The organism is Streptomyces sp. NPDC048337 (assembly GCF_043201175.1).
GTDB lineage: Bacteria > Actinomycetota > Actinomycetes > Streptomycetales > Streptomycetaceae > Streptomyces.
Window position 1 is genome coordinate 54256 of the sequence record NZ_JBICYR010000033.1, and the last position, 11207, is coordinate 65462.

The 11207-nt window shown below is 73.0% G+C and carries 11 protein-coding genes; 2 read left to right on the forward strand and 9 right to left on the reverse strand.

The window, feature by feature from the left end; translation table 11 throughout:
• Nucleotides 1-12: 12 nt before the first annotated feature.
• From ACGFYU_RS34550 to hutU, 7 genes are all read right to left on the reverse strand, one after another.
• A complete protein-coding gene (locus tag ACGFYU_RS34550; protein ID WP_393831257.1) occupies nucleotides 13-1092 on the reverse strand; it encodes a hypothetical protein in 1080 nt (359 codons plus the stop codon).
• Nucleotides 1089-2087, reverse strand: coding sequence for a hypothetical protein (locus tag ACGFYU_RS34555; RefSeq protein ID WP_393831258.1), 999 nt, complete (start codon nucleotides 2085-2087; stop codon nucleotides 1089-1091). Before ACGFYU_RS34555 ends, ACGFYU_RS34550 begins: the two co-directional genes overlap by 4 nt.
• Nucleotides 2088-2104: 17 nt before the next feature.
• A complete protein-coding gene (locus tag ACGFYU_RS34560) occupies nucleotides 2105-2788 on the reverse strand; it encodes an LPXTG cell wall anchor domain-containing protein (protein WP_393831259.1) in 684 nt (227 codons plus the stop codon).
• A 121-nt stretch (nucleotides 2789-2909) separates the two neighbouring features.
• A complete protein-coding gene (hutI, locus tag ACGFYU_RS34565; protein ID WP_393831260.1) occupies nucleotides 2910-4085 on the reverse strand; it encodes an imidazolonepropionase in 1176 nt (391 codons plus the stop codon).
• Nucleotides 4086-4134: 49 nt separating this feature from the next.
• Nucleotides 4135-5478 (reverse strand): formimidoylglutamate deiminase, encoded by a 1344-nt coding sequence (locus tag ACGFYU_RS34570; RefSeq protein WP_393831261.1) that lies wholly within the window; start codon nucleotides 5476-5478, stop codon nucleotides 4135-4137.
• Nucleotides 5469-6659, reverse strand: coding sequence for an allantoate amidohydrolase (locus tag ACGFYU_RS34575; RefSeq protein WP_393831262.1), 1191 nt, complete (start codon nucleotides 6657-6659; stop codon nucleotides 5469-5471). The genes ACGFYU_RS34570 and ACGFYU_RS34575 overlap by 10 nt, the downstream gene beginning before the upstream one ends.
• A gap of 134 nt (nucleotides 6660-6793) precedes the next feature.
• The gene (gene hutU / locus ACGFYU_RS34580) at nucleotides 6794-8458 is read right to left on the reverse strand and encodes a urocanate hydratase (RefSeq protein WP_393831263.1); all 1665 of its coding nucleotides are present in this window, start codon (nucleotides 8456-8458) and stop codon (nucleotides 6794-6796) included.
• A 104-nt stretch (nucleotides 8459-8562) separates the two neighbouring features.
• Here hutU and ACGFYU_RS34585 point away from each other — a divergent pair, with 104 nt between their 5' ends.
• Nucleotides 8563-9903, forward strand: a complete 1341-nt coding sequence (locus tag ACGFYU_RS34585; RefSeq protein WP_393831264.1) for a diaminopimelate decarboxylase — start codon at nucleotides 8563-8565, stop codon at nucleotides 9901-9903.
• A gap of 2 nt (nucleotides 9904-9905) precedes the next feature.
• On the opposite strand, the gene ACGFYU_RS34590 is transcribed toward ACGFYU_RS34585, so the two are convergent.
• Complete coding sequence (locus tag ACGFYU_RS34590; protein WP_393831265.1) at nucleotides 9906-10148, reverse strand: DUF397 domain-containing protein; 243 nt, start codon at nucleotides 10146-10148, stop codon at nucleotides 9906-9908.
• Nucleotides 10149-10229: 81 nt separating this feature from the next.
• Complete coding sequence (locus ACGFYU_RS34595; protein ID WP_393831266.1) at nucleotides 10230-10589, reverse strand: multiprotein-bridging factor 1 family protein; 360 nt, start codon at nucleotides 10587-10589, stop codon at nucleotides 10230-10232.
• A gap of 139 nt (nucleotides 10590-10728) precedes the next feature.
• Between ACGFYU_RS34595 and ACGFYU_RS34600 the strand changes: the two genes are divergently transcribed.
• On the forward strand, nucleotides 10729-11207 hold a 479-nt coding region (locus ACGFYU_RS34600; RefSeq protein WP_393831268.1), incomplete at its 3' end, for an ATP-binding protein.

Below are 11207 nucleotides of genomic sequence, written 5' to 3' on the forward strand. Positions count from 1 at the left end.
TCCGTTGGGTCTTCACTGTGGTCCCTTCGTCGTCGAACGGTTCTCAGACGGTGCGGACGCCTGTGGTGCTGTGCCCGGCGCGCTGTCCGGGGTGAACCACGGCAGGACCGCCGTGGTCGTCTGGGGGGAGTCCGCCGGCGCGGGGCTCCGTACGGCGGGGATCCTCGGCAGCCGGGCCGTCACGGCCGCCGCCGCGTCGGGGAGCCGCGCCCCCCGGTGGCGGCCGCTCGCGCCGGGGGTGCGGGGCCGGACCTTGTCGACGACGGCCATGCCGATACGGAAGACCGCGGCCGGGATCACCAGCAGGAGCAGGCCCCAGAAGAGCAGGACCCCGTACGGGCGGTCCACGCCCCAGGGCTGGGTGGCCACGACCGTCTCGCCGTACTTGAGGGAGATCGTGTAGTCGCCGTACGCGCCCGCGGTGAGGGCGACGTCCAGGGCGATCTCCGCCTTGCCGCCGGGCGGGATCGTGCCCTTCCAGCGGGCCTCCTCCCACAGCGGGGCGAAGACCCCGTGGGCGGTGCCGAGCTGGAAGACCGGGTCCTTGACCGGGGCAGAGCCGAGATTGCCGACGGTGACCTTGAACTTCCGGGTCGGCGGGGCGCCGAACCAGGTCAGCACGCCGTCGTCGCCCTCCAGCCGCACCCCGGTGAGCATGGCGAGGCGGGCCGTGCCGGATTCGGCGGGCAGTTCGGCCACCGGGTGGTCGGTGATCTTCAGGGGGGCCGCGACGGTGGACTGGTCCCCGTTGACGGAGGTGACGTTGACGACGCAGGGGCAGGGCTTGGGCGGTGCCACCACGGGCAGTTTGGCCGCGAAGTGGCCGTCGTCGGCGACCGAGACGGCCGCGCCGTCGGCGTTGGCGCAGCTGTTGGTGCCGCCGATCATGTTCTGTCCGCAGACCAGCAGCATCACCAGCGTCTTGGCGGGCCAGCCGGTGCCGTTGACGGTGATCTCGGTGCCCTTGGCGGCCTCCTGGAGGGAGAGCGTCACGGCGGGCTTGCCGTCCGCGGCCGTGGCCGGGGCCGCCGGGAGCAGCGCGAGCGCGCACACCGCCAGCCCGGCGGCGAGCAGGGCTCCGACTCTTCTCACCTGGAGGCTCCCGTCAGTTCGTGTTCCGGTGCGGGGGTGGCCGGTCCGGCCGTGGGCGCCGCGCCGTCCGGCTGGTCCCGGCCGGTCCGCCGGGTGCGTACGAGGAGCAGCGCGGCCAGGGTGGTCCCGCCGAGGACGAGCAGGCCGAGGCCCGTCCGGGCCGCGATCCCCCAGGGCACGAACCAGGCCGAGGCGTCGGCGGTGGCCCGGGCGCCGCCGGGGGCGGTGACGGTGAGGCCGATGCGGACCCGGTCGAGGACGGGGGCTCCGGGCCAGGGTTCGGTCAGCTCCACGCGCTGGCCGGGGAGGAGTTCCACCGGCAGGGCGCGGGCGCCGCGGCCGGGGACTTCGCCGAAGAGGCCCTCGGCGTGCAGGGCGAGTTCGGGGGTGAGGGCCACGTTGCCCCGGTTGACGAGGGTGTAGGCGACGACCGCGGCCGCGCCCTTGCCGCGTACGGCGACGTCCTCGACGGTGAGGGCGGCCAGGGTGGGGCCGCTGACCCGCAGGTGGACCCGTACGCCCACCTCGTGGCCGGCTTCGGTGGCGACCACGGCGGCGGGGTGGTCGCCGGGCGGGGACGCGGGTGGGACGGTGACGGTGAAGGGGACGACCGCGCGGGTGCGGGGCGGGATCTTCACCGTGGCTCCGGCGCCGAAGCTGATCCAGGCCCCGGCGGCGGTCGATTCCCTGGCCGGGCGCACGGCGAGGGCGCCGTCGGCGGTGTTGTAGGCGTCGGCGCCGCGCAGGGTGACGGTGCGCTCCTGGTCGGTGGTGTTGGCCAGGGCGAGCCGGTCCTCCAGCACGGTGCCGGCGGGGCCCGAAAGGTAGAAGTACGGGCGGGCGCCGCCGGGCCGGGCGGCGGCCGTCCCGGCGGCGGGCTCGGCGGTCCAGCCGGGCTCGTCGGCGGCGGCCGGGGTCGCGGCGGCCGCCGTGTGGAGCGCGGCGGCCACGAGGAGCAGCACCCCGAGCCTGCGGATGGTGTGGAGCACGGGCATGGCCGGAGGTGCTCCGTTCAGGACCGGGCCCGCTGGCCGCGCCGGGTCAGCCAGAGCACGCCGGCGGCGCCGGAGAGCAGCACGGTGCCGCCAAGGGTGCCGAGGGCGAGGGCGGAGTCGGTGGGTCCGGTCTGCGGGAGGGTGTCCTCCCCGGAGCCGCCGCCGGTCTGCGAGCCGCCGGAGCCGCCGGCGGCCGTGACGTCGAGTTCAAGGGAGGGCTTGGGGCTGTTGCCAGGGGTGCAGGTGGTCGTGGTGCCCAGGGCCTTGATGGTGAGCACGCCGGCGGTGAAGGTGGCCTTGCCGGTCTTCTTGGGCGTGTAGGTGCCCGACAGGTCGGTGATCTTGATGGGTGTGTTGGCGGGCACCGCCTCGGGGTTGGGCGGGCCGGAGACCGGTACGGAGACCTTCTCGGCGCCGTCGACGAGGATGACGGCGCTCGGGCTCATCGCGCCCTTGCCGAGCTCGACGGGGCTGGAGGAGACGCCCTTCTGGAAGGACATCGTCAGCTTGTACCCGTCGCCCTCCTTGACGGCCTTGATGTCGATGGGCGATACCGCCGACTTGTCCCCGATCGGGGTCTTGCAGTCGTATGCCACGTCGACGACGTTGGCGTGGGCTGCGGGGGCGGCCAGCAGGACCGCCGATCCGGCCGCCAGCGCGGAGGCCAGCGCGAGCGCGGTGGAGCGTTTCCGGTCGGACACCTTCGTCTTCCCCTCGAACCTCGGGACCACAAGTTACTGACGCCACATCAGATTGGTGGCTCAAGGTACGCCCGGGGCCTTACGGAGGGAAGACAAAGGACAGGCCGGAATTGACCCTTCGTCAGTGCGCGCGGACACCCTTCTGCCACACCGCGGAAACGAGCGGAACACCTGGCCTGTAGGCCAGGTGGACATGGCTGGGGGCGTCCAGCAGGGCCAGATCGGCGCGCGCGCCCGGCGTGACGTACCCGATGTCGCCGCGGCGCAGGGCGCGGGCGCCGCCGGCGGTGGCCGACCAGAGGGCCTCGTCGGGGGTCATGCGCATGTCCCGGACGGCGAGCGCGATGCAGAACGGCATGGAACTCGTATAGGAGGAGCCGGGGTTGCAGTCCGTGGACAGGGCGACGGTCACGCCCGCGTCGATCAGGCGGCGGGCGTCGGGCCACTGGGCGCGGGTGGAGAACTCGGCCCCGGGCAGCAGGGTGGCCACGGTGGTGTCGGCGGCCTGGGCGAGCGCGTCCACATCGGCGTCGGTGAGGTGGGTGCAGTGGTCGGCGGAGGCGGCCTCCAGCTCCACGGCGAGCTGCACGCCGGGGCCGTGGCCGAGCTGGTTGGCGTGCACGCGCGGGATCAGGCCGGCGGCGGCGCCGGCGGTGAGGATCGCACGGGCCTGGTCCCCGTCGAAGGCGCCCTTCTCGCAGAAGACGTCCACCCAGCGGGCGTACGGGGCGCAGGCCGCCAGCATCTCGCCGGTGACGAGGTCGACGTAGCCGGCCGGGTCCTCGGCGTAGTCGGGGGAGACGATGTGCGCGCCGAGGTAGGTGACCTCCTCGGTGTGCGCGGCGGCGATCCGCAGGGCGCGGGCCTCGTCGGCGACGGTGAGGCCGTAGCCGGACTTGGTCTCGAAGGTGGTGGTCCCCTGGCGGCGGGCCTCGTCGAGGTGGCGCAGCAGGTTGGCTTCGAGCTGGGCGTCGGTGGCGGCGCGGGTGGCGGCGACGGTGGTGCGGATGCCGCCGGCGGAGTAGGCGCGGCCGGACATGCGGGCGTTGAACTCGGCGGTGCGGTCGCCGGCGAAGAGGAGGTGCGAGTGCGAGTCGACGAAGCCGGGGATAAGGGCGCGGCCGTTCGCGTTGAACGCGGCGTCGGCGGCCGGGGCCTTGTCGGCTGCGCCGACCCAGGCGATGCGGTCGCCGTCGATCACGACGGCCGCGTCCTGGAGCAGGCCGAGGGGGCCTTCGCCGAGGGCCGGGTCGTTGGTGACGAGGCTGCCGATGTTCGTGATGAGGGTGGTGGTCATGGTTCCTCGTGGTGGTCGAGTTGTTGTTCCCCCACGCAGCGGTGGTTCGTCAGGTTCGGAGGGCGGCGATGGACTCGGACAGGGCCGACGGGACGTCGGGGACCAGCTGGTGGGCGCCGTCGCGGACGATGTGGCGGCCGGCCACCACCGTGTGGCGGACGTCCGCGGCCGTGGCGGCGAAGACGGCCGTCTCCGCGCCGAGCCGGGGTACGGGGCCGGCCGTACGGACGGAGTCCAGGGCGATCGTGGTGAAGTCGGCCGGCGCGCCCACCGCCAAGGTGCCCGCGTCCGCCCAGCCGAGCGCCGCGTGGCCGTCGGCGGTGGCCGCGCGGAGCAGGGCCGCCGCCGTCCAGTGGCCGCGCGTACGGCTGGCCAGCCGCTCGTTGAGCTCCATCGCCCGGGCCTCTTCGAGCAGGTCGATCACCGCGTGGCTGTCGCTGCCGAGGGACAGCGGGCTGCCGGCCCGCTGGAGGCGGACGGCCGGGCCGATGCCGTCCGCGAGGTCGCGTTCGGTGGTGGGGCACATGCAGGTGCCGGTGGTGGTGCCGCCGAGGAGGGCGATGTCCGCGTCGGTGAGGTGCGTGTTGTGGACGCCCGTGGTGCGCGGGCCGAGCACCCCGTGGTCGGCGAGGAGCTGGGTCGGGGTGCGTCCGTGGGCGGCCTGGCAGGCGTCGTTCTCCGCCGTCTGCTCCGACAGGTGCACGTGCAGCGGCGCCCGGCGCTCCTGCGCCCACGCGGCGACCGCGGCCAGCTGCCCCGCCGGGACGGCCCGTACGGAGTGGATCGCGGCGCCGATCAGGGCGTGGTCGCGGGGCTTCAGGGCGCTGACCCGCTCCGCCCACGCCTCGGCGGTGCCGTCGGAGAAGCGCAGCTGGTGGTGGTTGGGCGCCTCGCCGAAGCCGGCCGAGAGGTAGGCCGTGTCGAGCAGGGTGATGCGGATGCCCGCCTCGGCGGCGGCCGCGATCAGGGCCTCTCCCATCGCGTTGGGGTCCGCGTACGCGGCGCCGCCGGGGGCGTGGTGGAGGTAGTGGAACTCCCCGACGGCGGTGATGCCGGCCAGCGCCATCTCCGCGTACACGGCCCGGGCGAGCGCGAAGTACGAGTCGGGGGTGAGGTTCTGGGCGACGGAGTACATGATCTCGCGCCAGGTCCAGAAGGTGCCGGAGCCCACCTGGACCGTACCGCGCAGGGCCCGGTGGAAGGCATGGGAGTGCGCGTTGGCCAGGCCAGGGACCGTCAGGCCGCGCAGCACCTCCGCGCCCGGGGGCGGGGCCTCGGCCCCGGTCCGGACGGCGGTGATCCGCCCGTCGGCGGAAATCTCCAGTGCCACGCCCGGCTCGACGTTCGTGTCGAGCCAGGCGTGCTCCAGCCAGTACGTCGTCGTCACCGGCACGCGAGTCCTTCCAGTACGTCGGCGAGGGCGAGGACGCCGGCCACGCAGTCGTCCTCGGCGGCGAACTCCCGCGGGGAGTGGGAAACGCCGGTCGGGTTCCGTACGAACAGCATCGCGGTCGGCACGGCCGCGGAGAGGATTCCCGCGTCGTGTCCCGCCCCGGTGCCGAGGACGGGGACGGCCCCGCCCAGGATCCGGTTCAGCTCGTCGCGCAGGGCGTGCTCGAACTCGACGACCGGCGTGAAGGACTCCCGGACGATGTCCAGGTCGATCCCGTCCCGGGCGGCGTACTCGCCGGCGGCCTTCTCGATGGCGGTCACGACCGTGTCGAGGGTGGCCTGGTCCGCGGCGCGCGAGTCGAGCCAGCCGCGCACGAGGGAGGGGATGGCGTTGACCCCGTTGGGCTCGACCGCGATCTTCCCGAAGGTGGCGACGGCCCCGGCGAGGGCCGCCTCGGCGCGGGCCGCGAGCACCGTCTGGGCGTACGTGAGCATCGGGTCCCGGCGGTCCACGAGTCGGGTGGTGCCGGCGTGGTTGGCCTCGCCGTGGAAGTCGAACCGCCAGCGGCCGTGCGGCCAGATCGCGGAGGCGATGCCGACACGGTCCCCGGACAGGTCCAGGGCCCGGCCCTGCTCCACGTGCAGCTCGACGAACGCGCCGATGCGGCCGAGGCGTTCGGGGTCCGCCCCGATGGCCTCGGGGTCGTACCCGGCGGCCTCCATCGCCTCGGGCAGGCTGATGCCGTCCGAGTCGCGGAGCTCGTACGCCTTCTCCTTGGTCAGCTGCCCGGCGGCGAGCCGGGAGCCGACGCAGGCGAGGCCGAAGCGGGCCCCCTCCTCGTCACCGAAGTTGGTGATGGCGAGTGGCCTGGCGAACTCCGCGCCCCTCCTGCGGAGTTCGTCCAGGGCCGCGAAGGAGGACACCACCCCGAGGGGGCCGTCGAAGGCCCCGCCGTCGGGGACGGAATCCAGGTGCGAGCCGGTGACCACGGCGTCCCCCGCGAGGGGATCGCCGAGCCAGGCCCACTGGTTGCCGTTGCGGTCGGTCTCGTACGTCAGCCCCCGTGCTTCCGCCTGCGCCTGGAACCAGGTCCGGCAGTCGGCGTCGGCGCCGGTCCACGCGAAGCGGCGGTAGCCGCCGGAGTCGGCGTGGCGGCCGATGGGGGCCAGGTCGGCCCACATGGCGTGGAACGAGCTGCCGGCCGTTTCAGCCTCGCCTGGGGGTCCCCCCGGACGGAGTCTGGGGGAGTTTGAGGCGCTGGGGTCCGGGGGCAGAGCCCCCGGCAACGGCGCCGCACCCGACGTGTCGGCCTCGCTCACGCGGAGTCACCCTCGCGCATCGGCACGCGCACGCCCCGCTCGTCGGCCACCGACTCGGCGATGTCGTAGCCCGCGTCGACGTGGCGGATGACGCCCATGCCCGGGTCGTTGGTGAGCACGCGGCGGATCTTCTCGCCCGCGAGCTTCGTGCCGTCCGCGACGGTGACCTGGCCCGCGTGGATGGAGCGGCCCATGCCGACGCCGCCGCCGTGGTGGATGGACACCCAGGAGGCGCCGGAGGCCACGTTGACCATGGCGTTGAGCAGCGGCCAGTCGGCGATCGCGTCCGAGCCGTCGAGCATGGCCTCGGTCTCGCGGTACGGGGAGGCCACCGACCCGCAGTCGAGGTGGTCGCGGCCGATGGCCAGCGGGGCCGCCAGCTCTCCGCTCGCCACCATGTCGTTGAACCGCTCGCCGGCCTTGTCGCGCTCGCCGTAGCCGAGCCAGCAGATGCGCGCGGGCAGGCCCTGGAAGTGGACGCGCTCGCCCGCCATCTTGATCCAGCGGTGCAGGGACTCGTTCTCGGGGAAGAGCTCCAGCATCGCCTTGTCGGTCTTGTGGATGTCCGAGGCCTCACCCGACAGCGCCGCCCAGCGGAAGGGGCCCTTGCCCTCGCAGAACAGCGGCCGGATGTAGGCGGGGACGAAGCCGGGGAAGGCGAAGGCGCGGTCGTAGCCGGCCAGCTGGGCCTCGCCGCGGATGGAGTTGCCGTAGTCGAAGACCTCGGCACCGGCGTCCATGAAGCCCACCATGGCCTCGACGTGCTTCGCCATCGACTCGCGGGCCCGCGTGGTGAAACCGGCCGGGTCCTTGGCGGCGTAGGAGGCCATGTCGTCGAAGTCGACGCCGACCGGCAGGTACGACAGCGGGTCGTGTGCGGAGGTCTGGTCCGTCACGATGTCGATCGGCGCACCCTCGGCCAGCATCTGCGGCACCAGCTCGGCCGCGTTGCCGAGCAGGCCGATGGAGAGCGGCTTGCGGGCGTCGCGCGCCTCGACGGCCAGCTGGAGGGCGTGCGCCAGGCTATCGGCCTTGACGTCCAGGTAGCGGTGCTCGATGCGGCGCTCGATGGCGCGCGGGTCGACGTCGATACAGATCGCGACGCCGTCGTTCATCGTCACGGCCAGCGGCTGGGCACCGCCCATCCCGCCGAGGCCGGCGGTGAGAGTAATGGTGCCGGCGAGCGTGCCGCCGAACTTCTTGGCGGCAACAGCGGCGAAGGTCTCGTACGTCCCCTGCAGGATGCCCTGGGTGCCGATGTAGATCCACGAACCGGCCGTCATCTGCCCGTACATGGTCAGGCCCAGCTGCTCCAGGCGGCGGAACTCCTCCCAGTTCGCCCAGTCGCCCACCAGGTTGGAGTTCGCGAGCAGGACGCGCGGCGCCCACTCGTGCGTCTGCATCACGCCGACCGGACGGCCGGACTGGACGAGCATCGTCTCGTCCTGCTTGAGGGTCCGCAGCGTACGGACCATCGCGTCGAAGGAACGCCAGTCACGCGCGGCCTTACCGGTGCCGCCGTAGACGACGAGCTTGTCGGGGTGCTCCGCGACCTCGGGGTCGAGGTTGTTCTGGAGCATCCGCAGCGCGGCCTCCTGCTGCCATCCCAGGGTGCTGAGCTCGGTGCCTCGCGCGGCACGTACGGGGCGGGGTCCTGACATGGCGGTGCCTCCTCCGATGTTGGTCAATCCATTCACATCCTGACTTCCTGAATAGATTCAGTCAACAGCTGCGGCCGGACCCGCCGGATGATTGGCTGAGTGGCATGGCTGCCGAGACGCACACGCAGAGCACCGCCGAGCGCCGCGACCTGGCCGTAAAGGCGGCCGTCGAGCAGGGCCTACTGGACTCCAACCCCCTCGCCTGCCTCCTGGACGTGGCCGGCATCCGCGCCTCCGCCGCCGCTCTGACCGGCGCTTTCGCGGCCGCGCTGCCGCCCGGCACCCCCGTCCTACACGCCTTCGCCGTCAAGGCCGCCCCCCTCGTCCCGGTCCTACGCCTCCTCTCCGACGCCGGCCTCGGCTGCGAGGTCGCCAGCCCCGGCGAACTGGCCCTGGCCCGGGCGGCCGGGGTCGGACCGGAACACACCGTCCTCGACTCCCCCGCCAAGACGGCCGCCGAGCTGCGCGAGGCGCTGGCCCTCGGCATCGCCGTCAACGCCGACAACCCCCAGGAACTGGAGCGCCTCGACGCCCTCATGGCATCCGCCCCCACCCGCTCCCCCATCGGGATCCGGATCAACCCACAAACCGGCGCGGGCACCATCGACGCCCTCTCCACCGCCACGACGACCTCGAAGTTCGGCATCGCCCTCCGCGACCCGGGCGCACGCGAGTGGCTCGTACGGGCCTACCTGGACCGACCGTGGCTCACCCGCCTGCACACCCACTCGGGCTCCCAGGGCGTCCCGCTCCCCCTGATCGCGGAGGGAGTCCGCGAGCTCCACACCCTGGCCGAGGAGATCAATGCGGCAGCCGGCCGCCGCCAGATCGACACCCTCGACATCGGCGGCGGCCTGCCGGTGAACTTCACCTCGGACGAGCACACGCCGACGTACGCCCAGTACGTGTCCGCCCTCCACAAGGCCGTCCCCGCCCTCTTCGACGGCTCGTACGGCCTGATCACGGAGTTCGGCCGCTCCCTGCTGGCCAAGCACGGCACGGTGCTCGCCCGCGTGGAGTACACGAAGTCCGCCGGAGGCCGCCCCATCGCGCTGACCCACGCGGGGGTCCAGCTGGCCACCCGTACGGTGTACGCCCCGGCGGCCTGGCCGGTGCGGATCCTCCCGTACGACGCGAAGGGCACCCCGCGCACCAGCCCCCCGGTCGCCCAGGACATCGCGGGCCCTGCCTGCTTCGCGGGCGACCTCCTGGCCACGGCCCGGGAGCTGCCGATGCTGGCTCCGGGCGACGTGATCGCAGTCCCGGACACGGGCGCGTACTTCTTCACCGCCCACTACGGCTACAACAGCCTCCCCCGCCCGGCGGTCCACGGCTTCACGGTGACCGACTCGGCAGCCGTCCGCTTCACCCTGGCCCGCCCGGCCCAGCGCCTACCGGAACTCGTAGCCGAGGCGGGCGGGGCACTGGGGGACGCCCTGCTGTGAGGCTACCGGCGCGCGGCGCTGACGAAGTCCGCCCACGCGTCGGGAGCAACCGCCAGCTCGGGCCCACCGGCCACCTTGGAGTCCCGGACGTGAACGGCGTGGGGGCAGGCGGCCACCTCAACGCACTGACCGCCTTCACCGCTGCTGTAGCTGGACTTCCGCCAAACGTAGGCGACTTCGATGCACTCGCCGCCCTCGCCACTGCTGTAGCTGCTCTTGAACCAGGCAAGGTCGCTCGTCTTCATCGGACTTCTCCCAGCGTTTTCTCGATCAAGGCAAGGGACTCGTGGGGCGCGAGCGCCTGTGCCCGGATGATCCCACAGCGCTCAGCCATGATCCCTGGCGGCCTCCGCCGTGGCGTAATCCCGGAACCAATCCGGATGCCGGGTCCGGATCTTCTTCAAAGCCTCCTTGACCTCCGGGATCGCCACCAGCAGCAGCCCTCGCGCCCCCAGGACCGAATCCGCCCGCTCAAGCAAATCCGGCTGCGGGATCCGAACACCCCGCTCGATCGCCCCGATCAGGTCCTCACTCACGTTGACCCGGACCGCCAACTCCTTCTGGGAGAGCCCGGCGGCCTCCCGCAGCACCTTGATCTGTTTACGCAGCGCATGGAAGAGGTGGGCCGTGCCGTCCACTTCCGCCGGTCGCTCCGGTCGTTCTTCGCGGTCTGACAGGTCGTTCATACGCTGAACCGCCCTCGTCCGTACAAGCCGTACACGCACACGTCGAAACCCTTACGGCGGATGGGCGTCACGCCGGGGCCACTGGAAAGCGTACGGCGCGGCGACCACGCTCGGTGAGGTGACGACCGAATTGAGTGACATGGCACTGGACTTCAGTCAGCGGTTCAGCTCGACGCCCCGAGGGGCCCGGCTCGCGCGGCGCCTCGCGCAGGCGCAACTGGACCTCTGGGGAGTGCCGTACGGCTGCCCGCTCTCCGACGACGTCGTGCTCGTCGTCGCCGAACTGGCCGCCAACGCCGTGCTGCACGGCCGGGTGGCCGGGCGGGACTTCGAGCTGCGGATGGCGTACGACGGCCAGCGGGCGGTGCGCGTGATGGTGAGCGACACCTGCGGGGACAGGGTGCCGCCGGACGGACCCGCGCCCGCCGTGCCGTGGGTCGCGGAGGGCGGGCGCGGACTGACGGTCGTACGGGCGCTGTCGCGCGGCTGGGGCGTGTCACCGAGGGTGCCCGGCAAGACGGTCTGGGCCGAGTGCGCCTTGGAGGCGTCTGAATGTATCCCCGGCTCAGCCGGGAGGGATTTGGAGGATATCCCTGGGTCGAATGACTCACCTGGAGT

Bases quoted from the DNA above. Each gene is read 5' to 3' on its own strand.
- ACGFYU_RS34555 (WP_393831258.1), bottom strand. From the start codon at position 2,087: ATGCCCGTGCTCCACACCATCCGCAGGCTCGGGGTGCTGCTCCTCGTG.
- hutI (WP_393831260.1), bottom strand. From the start codon at position 4,085: ATGACCACCACCCTCATCACGAACATCGGCAGCCTCGTCACCAACGAC.
- ACGFYU_RS34575 (WP_393831262.1), bottom strand. From the start codon at position 6,659: ATGTGGGCCGACCTGGCCCCCATCGGCCGCCACGCCGACTCCGGCGGC.
- hutU (WP_393831263.1), bottom strand. From the start codon at position 8,458: ATGTCAGGACCCCGCCCCGTACGTGCCGCGCGAGGCACCGAGCTCAGC.
- ACGFYU_RS34585 (WP_393831264.1), top strand. From the start codon at position 8,563: ATGGCTGCCGAGACGCACACGCAGAGCACCGCCGAGCGCCGCGACCTG.
- ACGFYU_RS34590 (WP_393831265.1), bottom strand. From the start codon at position 10,148: ATGAAGACGAGCGACCTTGCCTGGTTCAAGAGCAGCTACAGCAGTGGC.
- ACGFYU_RS34595 (WP_393831266.1), bottom strand. From the start codon at position 10,589: ATGAACGACCTGTCAGACCGCGAAGAACGACCGGAGCGACCGGCGGAA.